The organism is Intrasporangium sp. Soil_C_50 (genome assembly GCF_057656595.1).
In genome coordinates, this window is record NZ_JBDGKB010000009.1 from 23,421 (window position 1) to 48,819 (window position 25,399).

General features: G+C 73.8%; 17 protein-coding genes. 10 read left to right on the forward strand and 7 right to left on the reverse strand.

Annotated elements, in window-relative coordinates:
• Positions 1-31 precede the first annotated feature (31 nt).
• The gene (locus tag AC3A5R_RS16680; RefSeq protein WP_076258907.1) at positions 32-625 is read left to right on the forward strand and encodes a DoxX family protein; all 594 of its coding nucleotides are present in this window, start codon (positions 32-34) and stop codon (positions 623-625) included.
• A gap of 140 nt (positions 626-765) precedes the next feature.
• On the opposite strand, the gene AC3A5R_RS16685 is transcribed toward AC3A5R_RS16680, so the two are convergent.
• Positions 766-4,737: a S8 family serine peptidase gene (locus tag AC3A5R_RS16685; RefSeq protein WP_487621883.1), complete on the reverse strand. Its 3,972-nt coding sequence runs from the start codon at positions 4,735-4,737 to the stop codon at positions 766-768.
• A 268-nt stretch (positions 4,738-5,005) separates the two neighbouring features.
• On the opposite strand from AC3A5R_RS16685, the gene AC3A5R_RS16690 reads away from it, so the two are divergent.
• Entirely contained in the window at positions 5,006-8,365 is a 3,360-nt protein-coding gene (locus AC3A5R_RS16690) for a TM0106 family RecB-like putative nuclease (protein ID WP_487621884.1), read from the forward strand.
• A 25-nt stretch (positions 8,366-8,390) separates the two neighbouring features.
• On the opposite strand, the gene AC3A5R_RS16695 is transcribed toward AC3A5R_RS16690, so the two are convergent.
• Together AC3A5R_RS16695 and AC3A5R_RS16700 are read right to left on the reverse strand one after the other, a co-directional pair.
• Entirely contained in the window at positions 8,391-8,846 is a 456-nt protein-coding gene (locus tag AC3A5R_RS16695; protein ID WP_487621885.1) for a hypothetical protein, read from the reverse strand.
• A 9-nt stretch (positions 8,847-8,855) separates the two neighbouring features.
• Positions 8,856-10,301: an ADP-ribosylglycohydrolase family protein gene (locus AC3A5R_RS16700; RefSeq protein WP_487621886.1), complete on the reverse strand. Its 1,446-nt coding sequence runs from the start codon at positions 10,299-10,301 to the stop codon at positions 8,856-8,858.
• A gap of 126 nt (positions 10,302-10,427) precedes the next feature.
• On the opposite strand from AC3A5R_RS16700, the gene AC3A5R_RS16705 reads away from it, so the two are divergent.
• Genes AC3A5R_RS16705 through AC3A5R_RS16715 form a run of 3 tightly spaced genes read left to right on the forward strand, consistent with a single transcriptional unit; the run spans position 10,428 to position 12,496 of the window.
• The gene (locus AC3A5R_RS16705) at positions 10,428-10,793 is read left to right on the forward strand and encodes a hypothetical protein (protein ID WP_487621887.1); all 366 of its coding nucleotides are present in this window, start codon (positions 10,428-10,430) and stop codon (positions 10,791-10,793) included.
• Positions 10,783-11,256, forward strand: coding sequence for a hypothetical protein (locus AC3A5R_RS16710; RefSeq protein WP_487621888.1), 474 nt, complete (start codon positions 10,783-10,785; stop codon positions 11,254-11,256). Before AC3A5R_RS16705 ends, AC3A5R_RS16710 begins: the two co-directional genes overlap by 11 nt.
• 10 nt (positions 11,257-11,266) lie before the next feature.
• Positions 11,267-12,496: a lipid II:glycine glycyltransferase FemX gene (locus tag AC3A5R_RS16715; protein WP_487621889.1), complete on the forward strand. Its 1,230-nt coding sequence runs from the start codon at positions 11,267-11,269 to the stop codon at positions 12,494-12,496.
• A gap of 27 nt (positions 12,497-12,523) precedes the next feature.
• Here the strand turns inward: AC3A5R_RS16715 and AC3A5R_RS16720 are convergent, their stop codons facing one another.
• Together AC3A5R_RS16720 and AC3A5R_RS16725 are read right to left on the reverse strand one after the other, a co-directional pair.
• Complete coding sequence (locus tag AC3A5R_RS16720; protein ID WP_487621890.1) at positions 12,524-13,330, reverse strand: hypothetical protein; 807 nt, start codon at positions 13,328-13,330, stop codon at positions 12,524-12,526.
• Entirely contained in the window at positions 13,327-13,665 is a 339-nt protein-coding gene (locus AC3A5R_RS16725; RefSeq protein ID WP_487621891.1) for a hypothetical protein, read from the reverse strand. The genes AC3A5R_RS16720 and AC3A5R_RS16725 overlap by 4 nt, the downstream gene beginning before the upstream one ends.
• Positions 13,666-13,941: 276 nt before the next feature.
• Between AC3A5R_RS16725 and hrpA the strand changes: the two genes are divergently transcribed.
• From hrpA to AC3A5R_RS16745, 4 genes are all read left to right on the forward strand, one after another.
• Positions 13,942-17,901, forward strand: coding sequence for an ATP-dependent RNA helicase HrpA (gene hrpA / locus AC3A5R_RS16730; protein WP_487621892.1), 3,960 nt, complete (start codon positions 13,942-13,944; stop codon positions 17,899-17,901).
• A 26-nt stretch (positions 17,902-17,927) separates the two neighbouring features.
• Entirely contained in the window at positions 17,928-18,527 is a 600-nt protein-coding gene (locus AC3A5R_RS16735) for an alpha/beta fold hydrolase (RefSeq protein WP_487621893.1), read from the forward strand.
• The gene (locus AC3A5R_RS16740; RefSeq protein ID WP_487621894.1) at positions 18,524-20,002 is read left to right on the forward strand and encodes an FAD-binding oxidoreductase; all 1,479 of its coding nucleotides are present in this window, start codon (positions 18,524-18,526) and stop codon (positions 20,000-20,002) included. The genes AC3A5R_RS16735 and AC3A5R_RS16740 overlap by 4 nt, the downstream gene beginning before the upstream one ends.
• 615 nt (positions 20,003-20,617) lie before the next feature.
• A complete protein-coding gene (locus AC3A5R_RS16745; RefSeq protein ID WP_487621895.1) occupies positions 20,618-21,547 on the forward strand; it encodes a PAC2 family protein in 930 nt (309 codons plus the stop codon).
• 35 nt (positions 21,548-21,582) lie between these two features.
• Here AC3A5R_RS16745 and AC3A5R_RS16750 read toward each other — a convergent pair whose 3' ends face one another.
• Positions 21,583-23,328 carry a DNA polymerase gene (locus tag AC3A5R_RS16750; RefSeq protein WP_487621896.1) on the reverse strand — a complete coding sequence of 582 codons (1,746 nt, stop codon included), beginning with the start codon at positions 23,326-23,328 and terminating at the stop codon, positions 21,583-21,585.
• Complete coding sequence (locus tag AC3A5R_RS16755) at positions 23,321-24,469, reverse strand: MalY/PatB family protein (RefSeq protein ID WP_487621897.1); 1,149 nt, start codon at positions 24,467-24,469, stop codon at positions 23,321-23,323. The genes AC3A5R_RS16750 and AC3A5R_RS16755 overlap by 8 nt, the downstream gene beginning before the upstream one ends.
• 182 nt (positions 24,470-24,651) lie before the next feature.
• Between AC3A5R_RS16755 and AC3A5R_RS16760 the strand changes: the two genes are divergently transcribed.
• Entirely contained in the window at positions 24,652-25,374 is a 723-nt protein-coding gene (locus tag AC3A5R_RS16760) for an EcsC family protein (protein ID WP_487621898.1), read from the forward strand.
• Positions 25,375-25,399: the final 25 nt, after the last annotated feature.

Genomic DNA, 25,399 nt, shown 5'->3' on the forward strand with positions numbered 1-25,399 from the left:
GGAACACCTCGAAGTTCTGGAGTTGAGCACCATGGCCACCATCCACCGTGACACCCCCGTCAGCGGAGACTCGGGCACCGCTGGCACCCCGACGCACGACCCGACCAAGGGCGTCGTCACGTTCCAGGAGGAGGTCGTCCGCTCGGACATCGCTCGCAAGCTGCTCGCCGGCCTGCGTCTCGTCCTCGGGTTCACCTTCCTCTGGCCCTTCCTCGACAAGCTCTTCGGCCTCGGCTACGCCACCCCGTCCGCAAAGGCGTGGATCCACGGCGGCACCCCGGCCCAGGGCTTCATGACGCACGCCGAGGGCCCGTTCGCGACCTTCTTCAAGAACATCTCCGGCCCGTGGGCCGACTGGGTGTTCATGACCGGCCTCCTCGGGATCGGCATCGCCCTCATCGCCGGCGCAGGCCTGAAGATCGCGGCCTGGACCGGTGCACTCCTCCTCGCCCTCATGTACCTGGCCGAGTTCCCGCTCGGGCAGTCGGGCATGACCAACCCGCTCGTCGACAGCCACTGGATCGAGGCTCTGGGCATCGCGGTTCTCGCGGCGACCTACGCCGGGGACACGTGGGGCCTGGGCAAGTGGTGGGGCCGTAAGGTCGGTAACGGCTTCCTGCGGTGAGCGAGGCGGTGGGTGGGCCGCTCGGCCCCCCACCACGCGGGACCGGTCCTGCCAGCACGGCGGACCGAAACCCGCCAGCGAGGCGGTCCTCCCCTTAGGGAGGGCCGCCTCCCGCGCGTGCCCGAAGCGTCCGCCGCGGCTCAGCGGACCGTGAGCGTCACCGCCCCCGACGCCGAGGGGTTGTAGGCCCTCGACCCGGAGTAGGTCGCGGTGACGCGATGCGTGCCCCTCGACAGGACCGGCGCCCAGAGCATCGCCTTGCCGGAGCGAACCGTCCTCGTGCCGATCACCCGCGAGCCGTCGCGGAAGGTCACCGTGCCGGTGGCGCCGGACGGCGTCAGCCTCGCGGTGAGCACCGGGCGGCCGCCGTGGCGGTAGCTCGTCACGTTGGCCGAGAGGGCCGTGCGGCTCGCCAGGCCCTTGACGGCGACCGTGACGGTGCCCGAGCGGCTCGCGAGGGTCGAGGCGTCGCCCGAGTAGGACGCCGTGAACGACGCCGTGCCGCGGGGCAGCCCGGTGACGGGGAGGACCGCCCTGCCGCCGGACACCTTCACCGTGCGCAGCGTCTTGCCGTTGTAGCCGAACGTCACCGACCCGGTGGCGTTCGGGGGCGACACCGTCGCCGTCAGCGTCGTGCGTCCGCCGTAGCTGATCGACGACGGGCTCGCGGCGAGCCTCGTGCTCGACGCGCGTCTGACGGTGACCACCTGGGCGCGTGAGCCGTCGGTGTTCAGGTGGTGCAGCAGGAGCAGTCCCTGCGGCTTGTCGACCGCCGCGGTCGAGGCGTCGCTGTAGACGTCGAGCGTCGCCCCCGCCAGGTCGGTGTCGAGCAGCGTGCCGTAGTCGCCGAAGGCGGACAGCCCGGGCGAGGCCAGGCTGATCGTCATCGGCGCCGTGGCGCTGCCGACCGCGTCGACCTGCCCGCTCTGGCTGTACGACTGGACCCAGTACCGGACCCGGGGCGCCGAGCCGGACACGAGGCCGGCGTCCATGAGGGCGCTGACCGCCACCGGCATCGCCAGCGAGTCGCTGTTGAAGAGGTCGGTGTCGAACGAGCCGTCGACGCCGTTGGTCAGCTGGTCGTCGAGGACGTCGCCGACATGACCGGGGCGCAGGTCGACCAGCTCGGTGAGGAAGTAGTCGTAGTCGTCGGTCGGGCTGACGTACCGGGTCGTGTACGCGACGGCGTCGGCGGTGCCGTCACCGTCGGTGTCGAGGAAGACGTCGAACTCGATCTCGCTGGCCGGGGTGCGCCACGGGCCGTTCGTGCTGATCCCGAAGGTGAGCAGGGCGTCCGAGGGGTTGTCCCAGGCGGCCCAGTCAGAGGCCGAGCCGACGTAGCGCAGGTCGGCCCCGCGGTCGTCGGCCGTCTCGAGGCAGTCGAGCACCCGGGACGACGAGCAGTCCGGGATGCGCGGGCTCGAGGCCTGCAGCTGGAACGTCGAGACCGTCGACTCGTAGTCCTCCGGGCCCGGGTTCTCCGGGTCGTCCGCATTGTCCACGCCGGGACCGGTGAGCGGCAGCGAGGAGTGCTGGACCGCGCCCGAGCCCGTGACCGTCGTGCTCGCGGCCCCTCTCATGCTCGACGCGGGCCGCGGCGCCGACCACACCGGCACGCGCAGGACACCGCCTGACGTGCCGTCGACGGGCGACAGGACCATCCGGCCGCCGGCGTCGGTGCGCTGGCTGCGCATGATGCCGATCTCCGCCGGGTCGGCGGACGCCGTCGGGTCGGAGACCGCGCGCAGCTCTGACCGCGTGAACGTCGCGGTGACCGTGACGTCGACCGAGCCACCCGCGGGCACGCGGACCTGGGAGGGGCTGAACGAGTAGGAGACTCCCGGCGTCGCGTGCGAGGCGACGTAGTCGAGCGTGTAGGACGCCGACGTGACGGGCCGCTTGTTGACGACGCGGACCGTCTTGGTCAGCGTCTTCGTCGCCGTGGTGACGGCGACCGGGCCGAACGAGACGCTGACAGCCCCCGGGTCGTCGGTGACGAAGGCGAGCGTCGCCGTGTCGACGGCGGCGTCGGCGACGACGCGTCCGGACCCGACGCGCTCGGGACCGTAGACCTCGCCGGTGTGGTCCGGGCCGACGAAGACGTCCTGGGTGGCCGTGTTCATGATGGCCGCCTTGACCTCCTCGACGGTCCACGACGGGTGCGCGGCACGCACGAGGGCGGCCTCGCCGGCCACGTGCGGGGACGCCATCGAGGTGCCGGACTCGGCGATGCCCTCGTCGCCGGTGCCAACCGCGACGGAGAACGTCGTGACGCCGGGCGCCGCGACGTCGGGCTTGACGCCGCCGGCGACGCCGACCCCGCGCGAGGAGAAGCCCGCGAGCTGGTCGATCGCACCGCGGTTCGTGACGGTGACGGCGTTGCGCAGCGCGTCGGTCATCGTGACGCGGACCTCGGTGGACGCGTCGAGCTTCGCCTTGATGGCGTCGCGGCCCTGCTTGACGAGCAGCATCGCCGGGATGTCGGGGTCGCCGGTGACCCCTGCGGAGAAGGAGTTGACGTCGCTGCCGTAGATGACGCCGATGGCGCCGGCGGCCTTGGCGTTGGCGGCCCGGTCGACCGAGCCGCACCGGCGTCCGTTGCCGTCGAGCCACATCTGCAGGACGACCTTGCCCGCGACCGCGGTGGCGTCCGCGCCGGTGTACGCGTCGCAGCCGTCGGTGTTGTTCTCCGGCGTGGAGCCCCCGGCCGTCGTCGGGGCGCTGGACCAGTCGCCGACCGTGACGACGGGGGCGTCGGTGACGCCCGGCAGCGTCGCCCAGTCGTAGCTGTCCGACCGCATGGCCGCGAAGATGTTGTCCTGCTTGCCGTCGATCGGCTCGTCCGGTTCGATGCCGGTGGGGGAGTCGACCTTGAGCCCGTCGACGACGTCGTAGCCGTCGTCGGAGGCCGCGACGCCCAGGACCCGGCGGGCGTTGCCCGGCGAGCCGCCGACCTCGTAGACGTCACCGGAGTTGCCGATGGACGCGACGACCACGGTGCCGAGGGCCGCGAGGTTGTTCGAGGCGACCGAGTCGGGGTCCTGCGGCGAGCCGTAGGAGCTGCCGAGCGACATGTTGACGACGTCGAGGTGGTCGGACACGTCGCCGTCGCCGTTCGGGTCGGCGGCCCAGTCGAGGGCCTGCCCGACGAGGTTCGTCGACCCCTCGCAGCCGAACACCTTGAGCGCGTAGAGGCTCGCGCCGGGCGCGACGCCCGGGCCGATGCGCACCTGCGTCGGGTCGATCGGGTCGGCGTAGCCGCCGGTCCACGTGGAGCCGTCGGCCGCGACGCCCAGACCGGCCGTGGTGCCGGCGACGTGGGAGCCGTGGCCCTCGCAGTCGAGCGGGTTGGCATCGGGCTCGGGGACCGACGCGGGGTCGGCGCCGTCGTAGGCGTCGCCGGCGAAGTCGTAGCCGCCGACGACCTTGGCGGTGGGGACGAACGTGCTGGAGGCCTTGGCGGCCTCGAACGCGGCGGTCGTGCCCTCGCCGCCGAAGTCGGCGTGCGTGTAGTCGATGCCGGTGTCGATGATTCCGACGCGGATGCCCTCACCGGTGTCGTCCCTGCCGGCCCAGGCCTTGGGCGCCCCGATGAGCGGGACGGACGAGCTGTTCGACGTGGACTTCGGGGTCAGCCGGTGGATCGCCTTGACGCCGGGGATCGCCGCGAGCGCGGCGAGGCGGCGCGCGTCGGTCTGCACGGCGATGCCGGCGTACGCGGCGTGGGCGCGGTAGAGGGTGCGGGCGCGCGTCGAGCCGGCACCGAACCGGCTCTCGACCGACCGCTGGGCCTGCTTGACCGCGGAGGTCTGGCTCCGGGCGGCGCTCCTGGCCGCGGCGAGCCCGCGACCGCGGGCCTGGCCGAAGGCCCGGACCGCAGGCACGGCGTCGAGCTCGAGCATGACGTCGACCGGGCCGGTGGCCCGGCGCAGGTCCTGGTCCACCGTGCCGCCGGTGGTGCGCTGCATCCCGAGGGCGAGGGAGCCGGCTCCCTTGACCTGGCTGGGCAGCTGCGTGTGGTTGCGGTGCTTGACCGTGGTGTGCGTGGTCGCGCTCGCGGGCGCCACCCCGAGGGTCGCGGCGACGAGGGCCGTTGCGGCTCCTGCGCTCACCGTGCCAACCAGACCGCGACGACGACGCCGCAGCCCCCGAGAGTTGATCGACACCCATCCTCCTCATGTGGCTCCGGCCGCACCGAGCCCGCCCGGGCGCTCCGTGCGCAGGGACGCTCGCCCCCGAACTGTGCTGCCACGCCGGGGGCAACATATCGGACGCCGGGGGCGCCCACTCGTGGAAGCGCAGACCTCGTCATCTGCCCGATATGTCGGGGACCGGACGGGGCTCGCCGGGCCTGTCGGAGGGGATCGGCATACTCGGGGCATGCAGCGCATCGACGGCCACCTCGTCCTCTCCCCGACGGACCTCACCAAGCACGTGGCCTGCGCGCACATCACGACGCTCGACCTCGAGGCGCTGCGCGCACCGCGGTCGCCCGAGGGGGTCCGGGCGCTGCGTGTCGCCCCCGACGACTCACTCAACCTCGTCTTCACCAAGGGCCTCGAGCACGAGCACGCCTACCTCGACCGGCTGCGCTCCGAGGGACGGGAAGTGCTCGACGTCGCCGCCCTCGGTCTGGCCGGCGCCGCGGCCGAGGAGGCCACGGTGGAGGCGATGCGCCGCGGTGTCGACGTCGTCTACCAGGCCACCTTCTTCGACGGTCACTGGGTCGGCCTGGCCGACTTCCTCCTACGCGTCGACCTGCCCGAGGGGGAGCGCAGCTCGCTCGGGCCGTGGCGCTACGACATCGCCGACACCAAGCTCGCCCGCCGGCTCAAGGTGCCGGCGCTGCTGCAGATGGCCACGTACGCCGCCCGCCTCGAGACGCTCCAGGGGGTGGCGCCGCAGTGGCTCACCGTCGTCACCGGGGACCAGGAGCAGCACCCGTGGCGGCTCGTCGACGTCGCCCCCTACGCCAGGCGTCGCCGCGAGGAGCTGCTCGACGCCATCGAGCGCCCGCAGCCCACCGAGTCGGCTCGGGTGCAGCACTGCGGTCAGTGCCGGTGGAAGGACCGGTGCGCCCAGGAGTGGCTCGACCGGGACGACCTCATCCAGGTGGCCGGCATGCGCGCCGACCACCGAGCCGCCCTCGTCCAGCTCGGCATCCCGACACTGCGCTCCCTGGCCGGGGCCACCGAGGAGCAGCTGGCGCCGGCGCTGTCGGTGTCCACGCGTCGGCGCCTGCTCCGGCAGGCCCGGCTCCAGCTCGCCGAGCGCGACACCGGTCGGGCCCAGTTCGAGCTGCTCGATCCCGAGCCGGGCCGCGGGCTGCAGATGCTTCCCGAGCCCGACGAGGGCGACGTCTACCTCGACTTCGAGGGCGACCCGTGGGCCGAGGGCGGTGCCGGGCGCGAGTACCTTGCCGGCATCTGGACCCGACAGGGCGAGTTCGTCGACTTCTGGGCCCACGACTTCGATGAGGAGGGTCGCCTCACCACCGATCTCGTCGACTGGCTCACCGAGCGCTGGCAGCAGTACCCCGACATGCACGTCTACCACTACGCACCGTACGAGACGACCGCGCTCAAGCGACTCGTCGGCCAGCACGCCACGCGTGAGGCGCAGCTCGACCAGCTGCTGCGCCACGAGGTGTTCGTCGACCTCTACGCCGTCGTGCGCCAGGGCGTGCGCATCAGCAAGGGCTCCTACTCGATCAAGAAGCTCGAGGAGTTCTACTGGGGCCACACGCGCCCGTCCGGGGGCGACGGCGTCGCCGACGGGCTCTCCTCCGTCGTCGAGTACGAGCGGTGGCTCGTCGGGCGGGAGACGGGCGAGGCCGACCAGTCGATCCTCGACGACATCCGCCGCTACAACCGCGACGACGTCCGCTCCACGCTCGACCTGCACGTGTGGCTCGAGCAGCGTCGCGACGAGCTCGCCGCGCGCGGCCACCAGCTCGCCCGACCCGTTCCCGAGGCGCTGCGCGAGATCTCCGACGACGAGCGCGCCGAGGCCGAGCTCGCCGAGCGCCTCGTCGTGGGTGACGAGCCGCTGCTCGCGGGCCTCGTCGGGTGGCACCGGCGCGAGAAGCGGCCCGAGTGGTGGGACTTCTTCCGCTACAAGGAGCTCGACACCGCCGAGCTCGTCGAGGACGGGACCGCCATCGGCGACCTCGGCGAGCCCGAGGAGATGCGGCTCGTCAAGCTCTCCAAGGTGTGGCGCTACTCGTTCCCGCCCCAGGACTGCAAGGTGTCGGTCGGCAAGTACGTGCCCGACGTCGACACACACGCACCCGTGGGCAAGGTGGTCGCGCTCGACCCCGTGGCGGGCTGGGTCGAGCTGTCGATGAAGAAGAGCCTCGACCCGCCGCACCCGCGCGGCCTCGGCGGTCCCGGCCCGGTCATGGACCAGGTGCTCCGGGCGAGCATCGCCCGCACCGGCGAGCTCGCGCTGGCCGGGGGAGACAACCTCGCCACCCGCCTGGTCCGGCGCGTGGTGCCGGCCGAAGAGGCCCTCGAGGCACGCGCCGGCGAGACGCCCAAGGACGTCGTCGTCCGCGTCGGACGCGCGTTGGACGGGGAGGTCCTCGCGGTGCAGGGCCCCCCGGGCACGGGCAAGACGTACGCCGGCTCGGCGCTCGTGCGCGAGCTGCTCGACGCCGGGCTGCGGGTCGGCCTCACCGCTCAGTCGCACGCCGTCGTGCTCAACCTCCTCGACGAGGTCGGTCGCCCCGCCTGGCACAAGGACGGCAGCAATGCCGAGGAGGGCGACGAGCCCGAGGACCCCAACGCGCTCATCACCCACACCACCGACAACGCCGCGGTCGCCGCGGCCCTCGCCTCGGGGGAGGCACGGCTCGTCGGAGGTACGGCGTGGTTGTGGTCCCGCGAGGAGATGGCCGGGTCGGTCGACGTGCTCGTCATCGACGAGGCCGGGCAGTTCTCCCTCGCCAACGCCGTCGCCGTCGCGCCCGCGGCCCGCTCGCTCGTGCTGCTCGGCGACCCCCAGCAGCTGACGCAGCCCACCAAGGCCGTGCACCCGTACGGCTCCGGCGTCTCCGCGCTCGACCACTTGCGGACCGGCGACGACGGCACCGTGCACGACGTCATCCCGCCGCACCGGGGCGTGTTCCTCGACCGCACCCACCGCATGCACCCGGCACTCACCGAGTTCGTCTCCGAGCTGGCCTACGAGGGCAGGCTCGAGTCGGCGCCGGGCCGCGAGAGGCTCGCGGTCGACGCGCCCGGCTCGCTGTCCGGCAACGGCCTGCGCTGGGTGCCCGTCGAGCATGAGCAGCTGTGCGAGCAGTCGAGCGTGCAGGAGGCGCAGGTCGTGGCTGCCCTGCTCGATGACCTGCGGCGCGGCACCTGGACCGATGCCGAGGGCGCCACCGCCCGGTTCGGCCTCGACGACGTCCTCGTCGTCGCGCCGTACAACGCGCACGTCGCCACGCTCGCAGCGACCCTGCCCCCTGGGGCCCGGGTGGGCACGGTCGACAAGTTCCAGGGGCAGCAGGCTGCGGTCGTCGTCTACTCGATGGCGAGCACGACGGCGGCGCTGGCCCCGCGCGGCGTGTCGTTCCTCTACGACCTGCACCGCCTCAACGTCGCGATCTCCCGCGCCAAGGCCATGGCCGTCGTCGTCGGGTCGCCGATGCTCCTCGACGCAGCCGTGCACACGCCCGAGGAGCTGCGCGCCGTCAACGCCCTGTGCCGGTTCGTCGACGAGGCCAAGACCGTCTGACGTGGCTGGCCGGCAGGGGTCGGCGTCAGGGCCGGCGGGGGAGCGTGCCGAGGTCGGCCTCGACCACCTCACGGTCCGCGGCGTCGCTCACCGCAGTGAGGGCGTCACGCGCCTGGGCCTCGAAACTGTCGGCGGCCTCGTGGTCGCCCGCGACGGCCGCGGCCCGCGCCGAGGCCTCGAACGCCGCCGCGAGGTCCCAGTCGTCGACATCGCCCTCGCGCGCGATCGCGACGTAGCGCGCCGCGTGGTGCGCGGCCGCGTCGGGCAGGCCGAGCACGGCGTGCACCCGCGAGACGAGCCAGTGGCCGCGACCGAGGTTCGCCGCCCGCACCTGCGGCACCTGGCTCCAGTGGTGCAGCGACGCGTAAGCCCGCCCGAGCATCGCGTCGTCGTCGCCGGGCGAGCGGTCGTCCCGCTCGAGCAGCTCCCACGTCGCGTTGTAGAGGTCGACGCCGAGACGCCGGTGGTCGAGGTCCGTCACGGACCCAACCTAGGCGCCGTGGGCCGCCACGTGCCAGAGCCGACCCTCGCCGCGGATGCCCGGCAGTGCCGCCCGGATCGAGCGCTCGGCCAGCTCCGGGGCGACCCCGAGGTCGACGGCGTAGCGCAGCGCGACGGCCGGGGCACGGTCGCCGCCGTGGTGGCAGTGCACGAGGACGCGCTTGCCCTCGGCGCGGAACTGGCGCAGCGCGGACGACGCGTCGTCGAGGACGAAGTCGAGGTGCGGGTTGAGCTCCTGGTCGTCGTGCTCGTTGATCCAGAACTCGATGTGGTCGCGTGCCGACATGCCCTCCGCGGGGATGTCGCGCAGCCCGAGCGGGCACAGCGACACGACCGCCTGGACGCCGAGCTCCCGCACCCTGCCGAGGTCGGTGATGCTGCCGAGCAGGATGTCGGGGTCGATCGGGTGCGGCTGGGCCAGCGGTGGCACGGCGGGGTCGGCCACCGTCTCCACCGAGGGCCACTCGCCGTGGCGCCGACCGCCGATGGACGTCGAGACGGCGAGCTCGACGAGGTCGTGGGCGCGCAGGCCCGGCCAGCCGTGGACCATCCGGCGCCACTGGGTCGGCACGGCGGAGGCGCCGTAGCGGGCACCGAGCAGCGACCCGGCGATGGCCGCGACGGTGTCGGTGTCGTGACCGGCCCGGACGGCGGCCTGCAGCCCACGCTGCAGGTGCATCGCCGAGCCGTCGCCGCGGTCGGTCGAGGTGATGGCGGCCCACGCGTCCTGCAGGGCGGTGACGGTGAAGCCGTTGTCGCCGAAGGCGCCCGGGTCGGCGCCGGTGGCCGCCTCGATCCAGTCGCCCCAGTGGCCGGCGTGCGTCGCGCTGACGAGGTCGAGCCCGGCGGTGAGGTCGAGTCGGCCCTCGGTGACGGCGACGCGGATGGCCTCGGACCACAGCACCGCCGAGTCCCCGGCCAGCGGGTCGGTGTGGGTCAGCTCGGCGACGGCGCGTGCGGCCCTGGCCGTGGCGTCGCGGTCGGTGAGGGCCGAGAGCCCGACGATGGAGGTGCGCATGAGGGCGCCGTTGCCGGCGGTGAGCCCGGTGCGCGCGTGAAGGTTCTCGCTGGCGCGCGCCAGGCGCTCGTGCGGGGGGCCCTCGAGGGTCCGGGCCTCGGTGAGGACCGCGCGGGTCTGGGTGCCCACGTCCGTCGCGCCGCCGTCGAGCCACGCCGTGAACGCGTCGGCGACCGCGTCGAGCCCGCGGGGTGAGGTGAGGTCGAGCCCGACGGCGGCGACCCGTGCCACGCAGAGCGTCATCTGGGTGTCGTCGCTCCACTCGCCGGGTCCGTAGGGGCCGAGGCCACCGCCCTTCATGACGGCCTCGCCGACGGGCGGTGCCGCCATCTCGTATGGCACTCCGAGCGCGTCGCCGCACGCCTGCCCGAGGAGCACGCCGGCGGCGCGGTCGACCGCGATGGGGCGGATCGGCACGGGGACTCCTCGGTGTTCTCGGCAGGACACGGCAGGTGACGACAGGTCCGCTGGACGCCCGAGCGCCACCTCAGGGGAAACCTACCGGTCGCGGATCGCGCCCCACCCACGCAGTAGGCTCGCCGCGTGCTCCAACCGCTCACCGTCGTGCTGCTCGTCGGCAGCGGCGTGCTGGCCCTCCTCGCGGCCCACCACCTGCTGCGCCGCCGGCTCGTCGACGATCCCGTCGTCATCACCGCGCTCGTGCTCGAGGTCGCGCTGCTCGTCCAGCTCGTCGTCGGGCTGACGAAGGCCTCGGCCATCGCCGACGGCGCCGAGCGCGCCACGTTCATCGCCTACCTGTTCACCGTGCTGCTCGTGCCGCCGGCCACCGTCGTCATCGCCATCAAGGAGAAGACGCAGTGGGCCATGGGCGTCGTCCTCGGCGGGGCGTTCGTCGTCGCGATCCTCGTCGCGCGCCTCCAACAGGTCTGGAGCCTCCATGCCGTCTGACCAGCCCGACCAGCCCGAGCGGCCTGAGCAGCCCGAGACCCCGCACACCGGGCACGGCTTCGGCCGGGTGCTCGTCGCCGTCTACGGCCTGCTCGCCCTCGCGGCCACGGGCCGCTCGATCCTGCAGATCAGCGAGTACTACGACCGGGCCCCGGTGTCCTACGTCCTGTCGGCCCTCGCCGCCGTCATCTACCTCGTCGCCACGATCGGCCTCGCCCGCGGCGACCGCGCCTCGGTCCGGCTCGCCACGGTCGCGCTGAGCGTCGAGCTGATCGGCGTCCTCGTCGTGGGCACGCTGTCCTACGTCGTGCCCTCGGCCTTCCCCGACAAGACCGTCTGGTCGCACTTCGGGTCCGGCTACGGCTACGTGCCCCTGGTGCTGCCGATCGTGGGCCTGTGGTGGATCCACCACACCGCGCGCGCCGGAGACGCCACGGACGGAGCAGCGACCGCCCGCCGATAGGGTTGCGGCCATGACTTCGCAGCCCGCAGCCGCCGCCGCGACCGCGGCCACCGGCCCCCTCACCGTCCGCGAGATCAGCCCCGACGAGGAGCTCGACACGCTCCACGCCGTCGGCGGCAGCTTCCTGCAGACGCCCGCGTGGGGGCGGGCCAAGGCCGGGTGGCGCCGCACGCCGCTCGGCTGGTTCGACGCCGCCGGCACCCGCGTCGGAGCGGGGATGGTCCTGTCGCGCACGATCCCGCGGCTGCGACGCACGTACGCCTACCTGCCCGAGGGGCCGGGACTGCCGTGGGAGGCCGTCGCCGCCGACCCGTCGGCATGGATCGACCCGCTCGTCACGTGGGCGAAGGGGAGCGGCGCGTTCGCGCTGCGCCTCGGGTTCCCGGTCGTGTCCCGGGTGTGGGACCGCGAGCCGGTGAAGAAGCAGGTGGCCGAGGGGGGTCTGCTCAGTTTCACGACCCTCGAGCCCGCTGTCGACAACCCGGTGGCCCGCTCGCTCGAGTCCTGGCTCGGCCGCAACCGCTGGCTGCCCATCGGTGGTGACGGCGTCGCCGTCGGGCAGCCGCGCCTGCTCTGCGTCGTCGACCTGCGCGGTCGCACCGTCGACGAGCTGAACAAGGGCATGAACCAGCAGTGGCGGCGCAACGTCAAGAAGGCCGCGAAGTCGGGGGTGCAGGTGCGCGCCGTCGGCCTCGAGGGCCTCGACACCTTCCACGACCTCTACGTCGAGTCGGCCGAGCGCGACAACTTCCTGCCGCGGCCCAAGCTCTACTTCGAGACCATGGCCCGCTCGTTCATGCAGGACGGCGCGGACCGCGAGTCGAGGCCGCAGGCGTGGTTCTACGAGGCGCACGTCGACGGCGACGTGCTCGCCTCGGCCCTGATGATCCGCTTCGGCCCGACCTTCTCCTACCTCTACGGCGGCTCCACCGAGCGCAACCGCGACGCGCGCGCCTCCAACGCCCTGCAGTGGCAGGCGATGCAGGACGCCCTCGAGCAGGGCTGCGAGGCCTACGACTTCCGCGGCTTCAACACCTCTCTCGGCGCGACGAGCCCGCTGACCGGCCTGCTGCTGTTCAAGCTCGGGGCCGGCGCCGACGTGCGCGAGATGGTGGGCGAGCGCGAGCTGGTCATCAGCCGGTTCTGGCACACCGCCTTCCAGCGCGCGATGGCCCTGCGCATCGCGATCAACAAGCGTCGCAAGGCTGCTCGCGCGTCCGCCGACGACGCCGACATCTGAGGGCGGCGCCGACGCGTCACCCGACAGTCAGCCAGAGCGGGCCGGGAGCGCGACGGAGCACGTGACCGCCGTGTCGCCGGTGTCGACAGACACGAGCGTTCCTCCGGCGTAGATGCGGCACTCGAGGATCCCGGTGCCCGCGGGCGACTGGACGTCGACCTGAACCGTGGCCGTCGTCGACGATCCGGACGCCCTGTCGACGGCGGCCTCGGCGACCCAGGGAACGGGGCGCTCGAGGGGGTCGACGGCGCTCTGGTCGTCGATCGTGACGGCGGTCGTGGCCTGGGCGGGCCCGGCCGCAACGACCTCGACGCGCAGCTGCTGAACGTCTGCGGGCACCGGGTGCACCTGTCGGTGCCGTCCTGTGAGGGGAGCGGTGCCTCCGAGCGGTGGCGCGTCGGCGAGCTCGACCCAGGACATCAGCGACGCCGGTCCGGGGTCGGCGGGCGGGGCGTCCGCGTCGTTGCCCGACTCGTTCCCGAAGTGGGGGTCCACCCCGGGGTCGTAGCCGGACCCGGGCCCGGCCTCGATCGACACCGAGCCCGATCCGCCAACGACCCCCACGTGCACCCCTCCGCTGACCCCGAGAAACACCGCCAGCGCCATGGCACCGGCCACCCACCAGCCCCAGCCGCGGCCGGTGCCCGGGGCGCGGACCTGGGTGGTGGGTCGGTGGGTCGGGCGCCCGTCGGGGAAGGCGGTGCCGTGCGACAGCCGGGGGCGGCCCGGGACCGTGGGGGTCGCGGGACGGGTCGTGGCGTCGTCGAGGTCGGGGAAGGCGACGTGGCTGTCGCGGTCCGGGTCCGGCTGCGACGGGCGGGAGGTGCCGTTCACGGGCGGGACGTGAGCCACGAGGCGTCGGTGACCTTGCAGTCGACCGCCTGCAGGCCCACCGACCTGGACAGCTCCACGCCGCCCGTGGTCACGCTGCAGCTCATCGCCTGGGTGCCGCGGTAGCCGTAGTCGTCGGCGCTGAAGGAGAAGTACGCGTCGTCGGGGTCGACCGTGAGGTCGGCGGCGTAGGGCAGCGTGATGCCCGTGAGGTTCCTGGTGCGACCACCGCTGCTGTAGAGGCGCAGGTCCACGGCGCGTCCGGCGCCGTGGAACTCGACACGCACCTGGGTCGGGCGGTGGGGCACCGACGGGACGTCGGAGGGGGCGACCGACACGGGCGTCACCGGGAGGGGACGGGCGCCGGCAGGACGGGCGGCGTGGGGTCGGACGACGCGCTGCCGGGGTCGTACTGCGGCGAGAGCGCGTCGGGTCGTGGCGTGTCGGTCACGTCGCTCGTTCCCCCTGAGTCGGTGACGGCTCATCCAACCAGAGGTGGGCGCGTCGCGGTGGTCGCCGGTGAGAAGCCCCGCGACCGTCTCCGGTTCCGTCGTCGCCGGCGCTCGCGGAAACCCGTGCGACCGGCACCGGGTGGCCCGCCTAGGCTGTCGGTCATGTCCGACCAGCCCGCGAACGCCCCTGCGCGCTCGCGGCCACCGCGACGCCGGGGCAGGGGTGGCCCCGACCGCCCGAGCCGGCAGGCCGGTCGCGGACCGACGCCGGAGCAGCGCGAGGCGCGTCGGGCGGCGCGGGCGGCCACGGTCCCGCCGATCACCTATCCCGAGCACCTGCCGGTCGTCGACCGCCGCGACGACATCGCGGCGGCGATCCGCGACCACCAGGTCGTCGTCATCGCCGGCGAGACCGGCTCGGGCAAGACGACCCAGATCCCGAAGATCTGCCTCGAGCTCGGGCGCGGGCTCGACGGGCAGATCGGCCACACCCAGCCGCGCCGGATCGCCGCGCGCGCCGTGGCCGAGCGGCTCGCCGAGGAGCTCGGCGTCGAGGTGGGGCAGGCGGTCGGCTACCAGGTGCGGTTCACCGACCACGCCACCCGCGACACGCTCGTCAAGGTGATGACCGACGGCATCCTGCTCGCCGAGATGCAGCGCGACCGCGAGCTGCGCCGCTACGACACGATCATCATCGACGAGGCCCACGAGCGCAGCCTCAACATCGACTTCATCCTCGGCTACCTCAAGCAGCTGCTCCCGCGCCGCCCCGACCTCAAGGTCGTCATCACGTCCGCGACGATCGACCCCCAGCGCTTCGCCGAGCACTTCGCCGACCCGGCCACGGGGGAGCCCGCCCCGATCATCGAGGTGTCCGGCCGCACCTTTCCCGTCGAGATCCGCTACCGCCCGCTCGTCGACCCCGACCGTCCCGAGGCGGAGGAGCGCGACATGGTGACGGGCGTCTGCGAGGCCGTCGAGGAGCTCTGGACCGAGCGGCACTCCGGGACGAGCAGCGACATCCTCGTCTTCTTCTCGGGCGAGCGGGAGATCCGCGACGCGGCCGACGCCCTCAACGGCATGAAGCTGCCCGTCACCGAGGTGGTCCCGCTCTACGGACGCCTCTCGGCCGCCGAGCAGCACCGCGTATTCGCCTCCCACACCGGCCGCCGGATCGTCTTGGCCACCAACGTCGCCGAGACCTCGCTCACCGTCCCGGGCATCCGCTACGTCATCGACACCGGCACGGCGCGCATCAGCCGCTACAGCCAGCGCACCAAGGTCCAGCGACTGCCGATCGAGCCGGTCAGCCAGGCCTCTGCCAACCAGCGCTCGGGCCGTTGCGGCCGTGTCTCCGACGGCATCGCCATCCGGCTCTACTCCGAGGACGACTACGAGAGCCGACCCGAGTTCACCGACCCCGAGATCCTGCGCACCAACCTCGCGTCCGTCATCCTGCAGATGACGAGCCTCGGACTCGGCGACATCGCCCGCTTCCCGTTCGTCGACCCGCCGGACAGCCGCCAGATCACCGACGGCGTCCGCCTGCTCGAGGAGCTGCAGGCGTTCTCGCCCGACGACGAGCCCGCCACCGGGCAAGGGCGCCGGCGTCCGGGACGCCGCCTGACGGCCTACGGCCGCACCATCGCCACCCTGCCGATCGACCCTCGACACGCGCGCATGGTCATCGAGGCCGACAAGCGCGGGGTCCTGCGCGAGGTGCTCGTCATCGTCGCCGCCCTGTCGATCCAGGACCCGCGCGAGCGACCCCAGGACAAGCAGGAGCTCGCGAACGCCGCGCACAAGCGTTTCGCCGACGAGACGAGCGACTTCGTCACGTGGCTCAACCTCTGGGCCTACCTCAAGGAGCAGCAGACGGAGCTGAGCAGCTCCGCCTTCCGCCGGATGTGCAAGGCCGAGTTCCTGCACTACCTGCGCATCCGGGAGTGGCAGGACCTCCACAGCCAGGTCCGGCAGGCCGCCAAGCAGGCCGGCCTCGACGTGAGCCGCGGGACCGTCCACGTCGGCGAGGGCGAGATCGACGCCGACGCGATCCACCAGTCGCTGCTCGCCGGCCTGCTCTCGCACGTCGGCGTCCGCGACGAGCAGAAGAGGGAGTATGCCGGCGCCCGCGGCACGCGGTTCGGCATCAGTCCCGGGTCGGCCCTCTTCCGCAAGCAGCCGCAGTTCGTCATGGCCGAGGAGCTCGTCGAGACGAGCCGGCTCTGGGCGCGGGTCAATGCCCGCATCGACCCGGTGTGGGCCGAACAGCTCGGCGCGCACCTCGTGAAGCGGCAGTACTCCGAGCCGCGGTGGTCGGGCAAGCGCGGCTCGGCCGTGGCGACGGAACGCGTCACGCTCTACGGGGTGCCGCTCGTCGTCGGACGCGTCGTCGGGCTGGGCCGCGTCGACCCCGAGCTGGCGCGCGACCTGTTCGTCCGGCACGCCCTCGTCGAGGGCGACTGGAACACCGAGCACGCCTTCCTGCGCGCGAACGCGGCCCTCGTCGAACGGCTCGGCGAGCTCGAGGCACGCACCCGGCGCCGCGACATCGTGGTCGACGACAGCACCCTGATCGCCTTCTACGACAAGCGGGTCCCTGCCGAGGTGGTCTCGGGGCGGCACTTCGACTCGTGGTGGAAGAAGGCGCGGCGCACCGAGCCCGACCTGTTGACCTTCACCGAGGAGCTCCTGCTGCGCGAGAGCGCCGGCAGCATCGCCGACGCCGACCACCCCACCACGTGGACCCAGGGCGAGAACGTCCTTCCCGTCACGTACCGCTTCGAGCCCGGTGCGCCCGACGACGGCGTCACGGTGCACGTCCCCGTCGACCGCCTCAACCAGGTGAGTGCCGACGGGTTCGACTGGCAGGTGCCGGGGTTCCGCGAGGAGCTCGTCACCGCACTGATCCGCTCGCTGCCCAAGCAGATCCGCCGGCTCATCGTGCCGGCGCCCGACCACGCCCGTGCCGTGCTGCCCGAGCTCGACCCGACGTCGGGCCCGTTCCTGCCGGCGCTGGCGACGGCGCTGCGCCGTCGCGCGGGCGCAGCCGTCTCACCGGCAGACTTCGACTGGGCGCGCGTGCCCGACCACCTGCGGGTCACCTTCTCGGTCGACGGCCCCGACGGGCGTCCGGTGGCCACGGGCAAGGACCTCGAGGCCGTCCGCGAGGCCGCGACGCCACAGCTGCGCCGGCAGGTCCGTCGCGCCGGCTCGAGCCTCGAGCGCACCGGGCTGACCGCCTTTCCCGACGAGGGTGTGCCCGAGACCTTCGAGAGCGCCGACGGGGTGCAGGGCTTCCCGGCGCTCGTCGACACCGGCGGCGCGGTCGACCTGCGGGTCCTGCCGACGCGCGGCGAGGCCGAGGCCGAGCACCGCCTCGGGCTGCGACGCCTGCTCCTGCTCGGCATCACGCCGCCGTGGAAGCAGGTCCTGGCCCGGCTCACCAACACCCAGAAGCTCGCCCTCGGGCACAACCCGCACGGCAGCGTTCCGGCGCTGCTCGACGACTGCCTCGCCTGCGCGGTCGACGCCATCAGCGCCGACGCCGCCGGCGCGTCGGGCCCCGGCTCCGGACGCGTCGACCACACGGTTCGCACCCGCGAGGACTTCGAGTGGGCGCTGTCGGCGGTGCGCACCCACACGACGGCCCGCGTCGTGCAGGTGGTCGGACTCGTCGAGCCGGTCCTGGCCCGGCACCTGGCCCTGACGAACCGGCTCGCCGAGCTCGACCGCTCCGCGAGCCCGGCCCTGCGGCCGGTGCTCGCCGACGTCCGCGCCCAGCTGCGCGAGCTCGTGCGCCCGGGGTTCGTCGCCGACACCGGCCTCGCGCGCCTGCCCGACCTCGAGCGCTACCTGCGCGCCGCGGAGCACCGGCTCGAGAAGGCCCCGGCCAACCTCGCGCGCGACGCCCAGTCGCTCGACCAGGTCGACCTCGTCGAGGGTCGGTACGCCGACCTGCTCGAGTCGCTGCGCCCGGCCCAGCGCGGGGCCCGCGAGGTCGCCGACATCGGCTGGATGATCGAGGAACTGCGGGTATCCCTCTTCGCCCAGTCCCTCGGCACGGCCTACTCCGTCTCGCCGCAGCGCGTCCTCAAGGCGATCGCCAAGGTCTCCGCCTGACCGAGCGCGCGTACTAGCGTTGGCCCATGAGCGCGCGCCCCGCCATCGTCGGCGTCCGCACCGTGGAGGTACCTGGAGGCGCGCTCGCCTACGAGGTCCTCGACTCCCTCCCCGGCGCGGACGCGTCGAGGGCCGGGCCCGCGCTGCTCGCGGTGCACGGCGTCTCGAGCCAGCGCCGGCTGTGGCTCTGGCTCGCCGACGCACTGGGCGACGCGGGAGCCGGCGTGCGCCTGGTCGCGCCCGACCTGTGGGGCCGCGGCGACAGCGTCGCGGTCGACGGTCCGTTCTCGATGGCGGTGCACGCCGACGACCTCGTGCACGTGTCCCACGACCTCGCCGCCGACGGCACGGTCCGGCTCGACGGTCGGGCGCTCGTCGAGGACGCCGCCGACGTCTTCTTCGGCGAGCACCCCTGGGACGCGGTTCGCGCGCCGGTACGCTTCCTGCACGCCGAGTGGAGCGTCGGCGCCGGCAGCCCGCCGGCCTACCCGCTCCCGGTCGTCGAGCAACGGGCGGCCCGCTGCATCCGCGTCCTCGCGGCGCGGCAGACCGACCCTGCCGGCACGATCATGGGCCTCGAGGGGGCCCGGCTCGTCGCCGACCTCGTGAGGGAGGCCGCGGCGTGACCAGCCACACCACCGACGACGCCCAGCCGCCCGACCCGCACCGCTCCCCGGGAGCCCACACCGACCCCGACGCCCACGCCATCGCGACGCGTCGGCTCGTCAGGGCGCTGGGGCAGGTGATCCCGGTCGAGCGCGTCGTCTCCGACCGGGACGTCGTCGCGAGCCTGTCGTCCGACGACGCCGAGTGGGCGCCGGTGGGGCGGGCCCTCGCGGCGCTGCGACCCCGCTCCGAGGCCGAGGTGGCCGAGGCCGTCCGCGTCTGCGCCGACCTGCGCGTGCCGGTCGTCCCGCGCGGCGCGGGCACCGGCCTGTCGGGCGGGGCCAATGCGGTCGACGGGTGCCTCGTGCTCGACCTCTCGCGGATGAACCGCGTCCTCGAGATCGACGCCGAGGACCTGCTGTGCCGCGTCGAGCCCGGCGTCGTCAACGACGACCTCAAGGCGGCCGTGGCCGAGCACGGCCTCTGGTACCCGCCCGACCCGGCCAGCGCACCGTGGTCGACGATCGGCGGCAACGTCGCGACGAACGCCGGCGGGCTGTGCTGTCTCAAGTACGGCGTCACCCGCGACTACGTGCTCGGGATGCGGGCTGTCGTCGGCGGCCCTGCCGGGTACGGCAGCGTCGTGCGCCTCGGCCGGCACACGGCCAAGGGCGTGGCCGGCTACGACCTGACGGGCCTCATGGTCGGCTCGGAGGGCACCCTCGGCATCGTCACCGAGGTGACGCTCCGGCTGCGGCCGGCCCTGCGCGGCACGGCCCGTACCGTCGTCGGCGCCTTCCCCGACCTCGTGACCGCCGGACGTGCCGTCGCGTCGGTCACCCGGAGGGGCCTGACGCCCGCGGCTCTCGAGCTGCTCGACCGCGAGTGCCTGACCGCCGTCGAGGAGTGGAAGCACCTCGGCATCGAGGCCGACGCCGAGGCGCTCCTGCTGGCCCGCGTCGACACCCCGGGGGAGGGCGGCGCCGCGGAGGCGCAGGCGGTCGTCGAGGCCTTCGCCGACGGCGAGCCCCTCTGGGCCGTCGTGTCGAGCGACGACGACGAGGCCGAGGCGCTCTTCGCCGCCCGACGCCTCGCCTACCCGGCGCTCGAGCGCCTCGGCCCGGTGCTGACCGAGGACGTCTGCGTGCCGCGCTCGCAGGTGCCGGCCATGCTGTCGGCGCTCGTCGACATCGCCCGACGCCACGGCGTCCGGATGGCCACGATCGCCCACGCGGGCGACGGCAACCTCCACCCGCTGCTGCTGACCCCGCCGGGCGACGACACGGCACGCGCGGCGGCCCAACACGCCTTCGAGGAGATCCTCGACGCGGCGATAGCCCTCGGCGGCACCGTCACCGGTGAGCACGGCGTCGGGCTGCTCAAGCGCGACGGCATGCTCCGCGAGCTCGACCCGCTCGCCGTCGCCATGCAGCGCGCCGTCAAGGACGCGCTCGACCCGCTCTACCTCTTCAACCCGGGCAAGGTGCTCGAGTGAGCGTCGGGGCCGGCTCCGAGGAGACTGCGGCCGACCGGGCCGTTCTCGTTCGCGAACTGCCCCGGTTGCGCGGTCGGGCGGGCGGCGCAGCCTCGCCCTAGGCGAGGTCGGCGACCGGGGTGTCCGGATGCTCTGCTGGGACCGGGTCGGCTCGGGTCGCCGCGTCGGCGCCCGACCTGGTGAGGCACGCGGTGCTCGTCAACGCGGGGCCGCCGGCCGAGCCCGGTGTGCTCGCCCTCCTGCCGTCGTCGGTGTCGTTCCCGATGGGCCTGGCCCGCCGCAGGCCGCGACTGCTCCGGCGCTTCGCGGGACTGACCCAGCGTCGTGGCACCGGCGTGCTCAGCCGGGTGGCCGAGGCGGTCCGGCGGCGCAGCCGGTCGACGTCTTCGTCGGGTCCGAGGACCCGTTCCGCCGGTACGGGGAGTCGCTGACCCGGGTCGGCGCACGGCTGCACATCTTCCCCGGCGGGCACGCGCCCGGGTGCGTGCCGTCGGTCCTCGACGGCGTCGTGTCGGCGGCCGCCGGGGACTGACCGACCGTCCTGTGGGCGCACGGGAATCCGTGGCGAGGGTGGGGCGTTGGACCCTTCGACCCGCCACACGAAAGGCCAGACCCGTGCAGGACCCGACCGAGCTCTTCCAGTTCGAGAGCGACACCTCGCCGAGCATGCTCGAGGAGCTGCAGGCCTCGGTTCTCGTCGTCGCCCTCGACGGGTTCATCGACGCCGGCAGCACGCAGAGGCTGCTCGCCGACCACCTCCTCGCGGCTCACGAGTCGCGTGTCGTCGCCTCCTTCGACATCGACCAGCTGCTCGACTACCGCGGCCGCCGTCCGGTCATGGTCTTCGACCGCGACCACTGGGGCAGCTACGACGACCCCAGCCTGCTGCTGCACCGGGTCGTCGACAAGGAGGGCGTCCCCTTCCTCCTGCTCGTCGGCCCCGAGCCGGACTACCAGTGGGCCCGCATGGTCGAGGCCACGACGACGCTCATGGACGCGTTCGGGGTCCATCTGACCGTCAGCGTGCACGGCATCCCCATGGCCGTTCCGCACACGCGCCCGCTCGGCGTCACGGCGCACGGCACCAACCCGAGCCTCGTGCCCGCGAACGAGCCGGCCTTCGGCACCGTGCAGGTGCCGGCGAGCTTCTCCTCGCTGCTCGAGCTGCGGCTCGGCGAGGCGGGGCGGGACGCCATCGGCTTCGCGGTCCACGTGCCGCACTACCTCGGCCAGTCCGAGTACGCCGACGCCGCCCTCCTCGGTCTCGACCGCGTGCGCAACGCCACCGGCCTCGACCTCGACACCCGCGAGCTGGCCGCCACGGCCGGGCTCAACCGGGCCGAGATCGCCCGCCAGATGGAGGAGTCGGACGAGATCACGGCCGTCGTCAAGGCCCTCGAGCAGCAGTACGACACGTTCGTCGAGGGGCGCCGCCAGCGCAGCCTGCTCGCCACCGACCTGTCCGACCTGCCGACCGCCGACGAGATCGGCGCAGAGTTCGAGGCGTTCCTCAAGGACGTCGCCGAGGACGACCCCGACGCCTGAGTCGCCGGGCCAGCGGCCATCGGTGGAGGGGCGGCTCAGCCCTTGGCCTCGCTCCAGCGCCGCACCACCGAGGTGTCGGAGACGAACCGCACGGCGTCCGTGCCGGCCCACGTGCGCGCGGCGCTCGTGAGCGCCGTGCCCACGGCGGCAGCGGCCTGCTCGGCGTGCTCCTCGGGCACGTGGACGAGCAGCTCGTCGTGCAGGCACAGCACGATCTGGCCGCCGAGCGGCGCGACCGCGTGGCGCACGGTGGCCGCCCAGGCCTTGAACAGCTCGGCCGCCGAGCCCTGGATGATCGCGTTGCGGGCGTAGCGCCCCCGACCCGCGTCGGCGGCGGCCGACGAGGCGCCGCCGGCGAGGGCGTCCTCACCGGGCTCGAGCCCCTGGGGCGTCACCCCCGGGGCGCCGAAGCGGATGAGCCGGCCGCCGTACGTGCGCACCGGACGTCGGGCGATGCCGTCGGCGTAGGCGCGGTCGAGCAGGCCCATGGCCACGGGGTAGGCCCGTTCGAGGTCCTTGAGGGCCTCGCCGGCCGGGCCCGAACGCTGGCCGTACATCGCCGCGAGGACCGCGACCTTGGCCGTCGGGCGATCGGCGCCGAGCTTGGCGGCCACCGGGGCGTAGAGGTCGTCCGCCCGCGTCGCCTCGGCGAAGGCGCGGTCCGCGCTGACGACCGCCAGGACGCGGGGCTCGACCTGCCCGAGGTCGGCGCGGACGAAGACGTGGCCCGGCGCCGCGGCCACGGCCGGGCGCAGGGGAGCGGGGAGGTTGTGCAGGCCGTTCTGGGCGGTCATCCGCCCCGCGGCACCGTCGCAGGCGGTCCAGCCACCGCGGAGCCGGTCGTCGGCCCCGACGTGGTCGTCGAGCCACCGGTATCCGTAGGTCGTCGCGATGCGCTCGTCCTTGCGCCACCGCAGCAGCGCATCGACCAACGGGTGCGTACGCCGGTAGGGCTCCAGGACGAAGGCGCGGGTGTTAGGCACGTCGACCCCGACCGACTGCAGCAGCTCGCGCACCTGCCCCGGGTTGCGCAGGTCGGCGACCGGCCGGCCCGGCGCGTGACGCAGGACGTCCTGGTCACGGTGCGCGCGGATGCGTGCGGCGTCGGCGTCGTCGGCGGGTCGAGGGCCGGCCGCAGCGGCGATGAGGGTCTCGGCGGCGGGCCGGTCGACGGGGAGGCCGTCCCGCTCGAGCTCGAGGCACAGCACTGCTGCGGCGGACTCGGACCACACCGTGCGTTCGAGACGGGCAGACGTCTGGCCGCCGATGCGAGCCAGCGAGTCCCGCTGTGCGGCTTGGCATTCGAGCGCCAGCTCGGCCAGCTCGCGCAGGCGCGCCGGCGTGCTCGCCCAGGCGAGGGCGTCGGGGCGCAGGTGTGCGTCGGTGGTCCAGAGCGACGGGTCGTCGCCGGCCACGACGTCGAACAGGTCGCCGTCGAACCCGCTGAGGCGGGGCGCGCGTCGGCGGGGCACGTCGGACTCGGGCAGACCCCGGCAGGCCGCCACGACGTGTCCGGGTGTGGCCCGCCAGCCGCCGTTGACGAGGCGGTGGGCCTCGGCGAGGTCCCAGGTGCGCGGGACGTCGACCCGGGCGTCGACGACCGGCCGGAGGGTCGAGCCGGCCGACCACACGACCCACCGCGGACGCGTCGACGCCGTGACGCTCGCCACCCGCTCGACGACGTCCTCGAGGGGCACGTGCTCGTCGACCCCCTCTCCGAGCAGAAGGCCGGCGGTCGGTCCGACGACGAGTGCGACGAGGGGAACTGCGTTGTCAGGCAACGGATCCCGCGATCCGGTCGATCGCCTCGGAGAGGATGTCGGGGGAGGTGGCGAAGTTGACCCGCGCGTGCCCCGCCCCGACCGCGCCGAACGTCGGGCCGTCCGAGAGTGCGACGCGTGCCGTGTCGACGAGCCGCGTCGCGGGCCGGTCGCCGAGGCCGAGCCCGCGCAGGTCGAGCCACGCCAGGTACGTGGCCTCGGGCACGACGAGGCGCGCGCCCGGGAGGCGCTCGGTGACGAGGCGCGACAGCAGCGCACGGTTGGCGTCCAGCTCGCCCAGCAGGTGGGCCAGCCACTCACGTCCGTGGCGCCAGGCGGAGACGTGCGCGACCACGCCGAGATGGCTCGCGCCGAAGGTCACGAACGGGTGCAGCCGTCGCACGTCGGCCACGGCGTCGGGCCCCGGTGCGATGACGGCGGCCTTGAGCCCTGCGAGGTTCCACGCCTTGGAGGCCGACGACACGACGATGCCGCGCTCCGCCCCCGGGACCGTCAGGTACGGGGTGAAGGTGCTCGAGGAGTACACGAGGGCGCCGTGGATCTCGTCGGACACGACCCGCACGCCGTAGTCCTCGGCGAGTCGAGCCACCGCGGCCAGCTCGCCGGCCGTGTGGACCGTGCCGGTCGGGTTGTGCGGGTTGGACAGGAGCAGCACGGCTCGGGTGCCCCCGGCGGTAGCGGTTGTGAAAGCCGTTGCGAGAGAGTCGAGGTCGAGGCGGTGGTCGGCACCGAGGGGTGCCTCGACGACCCGGCGCCCGGCGGCCTCGACGACCTCGAAGAAGGCGTTGTAGACCGGAGTCGTCAGCACGACCGGACCGCCCGGGTCGGTGAGCAGCCCGAGCAGGTGGGTGACGCCGGTGAGCACGTCGGTGACGCGCACCGTGGCGCCGGGGTCAGGTCGCCAGCCCCACGTGTGCTCGGCATGCTCGGCGAACGCCTCCGCGTAGACGGCCGTCCAGGCGTAGCCGGTGTCGCCACGCTGCACGGCCGCGCCGACGGCCTCGACGACGGCCGGGCAGGGCCGGGCGTCCATCTCGGCGATCCACAGCGGCAGGACGTCGGGGTCGTAGCGCCGCCACTTGACGCTCGTGCGGTCGCGGCGCAGCTCGTCGAGCGACGCGCCGAGGATCGGTCCGGGCATGGCACGACCCTACGAGACACCCCCGACCGCGCGTGAGCCGCAGATCGGCGACACCTCGGGGCGCACCCGCACCCCGACTCGTCATACGGTGACGGTGGAGGGCCGCCAGGCGCGGCGGAAGACACGACTCGTTCAAGGGGTGAGAGCCGGTGGGCTTCTTCGGTTGGGACAGGACCGAGGCCGTGAAGGCCTCGGACGGCGCGGCGGAGCAGGCTGGGGCGGTGGTCCGCAACGGAGCGTCGGCCCGCGTCGACCAGCCCGCGGAGGGCGGACTGACGAGGGCGGCGACACGCCTCGTCGAGCGCCTCCTCGACATCGGCATCGACGGCAAGGGCCCGTTCGACTCCGCGGAGGCGGTCGCCGCCAAGGCCCTCCGAGAGGCGGCCGGCGATGCCGACCAGGCGCTGCGCATCATCGCGCGCGACCATCGGCAGCTCGGTGCCGCAGGCGGATTCATCACGGGGCTCGGTGGCTTCTTCACGATGCCGGTGTCCCTCCCGGCGAACATCCTCGAGTTCTACCTGCTCGCCACGCGGCTGACCGCGGCCACCGCGAAGGTCCGCGGCTACGACATCGACCAGCCCGAGATCCGCTCGGCGATCCTGCTGACGCTCGTCGGCGCCGACAGCGACGACATGCTGCGGAAGGCGGGCCTGCACGCGGCCGGGGGCAAGCTGTCGGCCCTCGCCCTCGACCGCCTGCCCGCGCCCGCGGTCATGGTCCTCAACAAGGCCGTCGGCTTCCGCCTCCTCGCCCGCATCGGCCAGGGCACCTTCGCCCGCCTCGGCCGCGCCGTGCCCATCGTCGGTGGCCTGCTCGGGGCTGCCGTCGACGTCTACATGCTCGGGCGCATCGGCAAGCAGGCGGCCAAGGAGTTCCCGCCCCTGGCGACGTTCGGTCGCTGAGGACCCGGGGGGAGCCAGAGGAGGT

Excerpts from the sequence above, each read along its gene's own strand:
- hrpA (WP_487621892.1), top strand. The coding sequence starts at position 13,942 with ATGTCCGACCAGCCCGCGAACGCCCCTGCGCGCTCGCGGCCACCGCGA.
- AC3A5R_RS16710 (WP_487621888.1), top strand. The coding sequence starts at position 10,783 with ATGCCGTCTGACCAGCCCGACCAGCCCGAGCGGCCTGAGCAGCCCGAG.
- AC3A5R_RS16715 (WP_487621889.1), top strand. The coding sequence starts at position 11,267 with ATGACTTCGCAGCCCGCAGCCGCCGCCGCGACCGCGGCCACCGGCCCC.
- AC3A5R_RS16755 (WP_487621897.1), bottom strand. The coding sequence starts at position 24,469 with ATGCCCGGACCGATCCTCGGCGCGTCGCTCGACGAGCTGCGCCGCGAC.
- AC3A5R_RS16680 (WP_076258907.1), top strand. The coding sequence starts at position 32 with ATGGCCACCATCCACCGTGACACCCCCGTCAGCGGAGACTCGGGCACC.
- AC3A5R_RS16690 (WP_487621884.1), top strand. The coding sequence starts at position 5,006 with ATGCAGCGCATCGACGGCCACCTCGTCCTCTCCCCGACGGACCTCACC.
- AC3A5R_RS16735 (WP_487621893.1), top strand. The coding sequence starts at position 17,928 with ATGAGCGCGCGCCCCGCCATCGTCGGCGTCCGCACCGTGGAGGTACCT.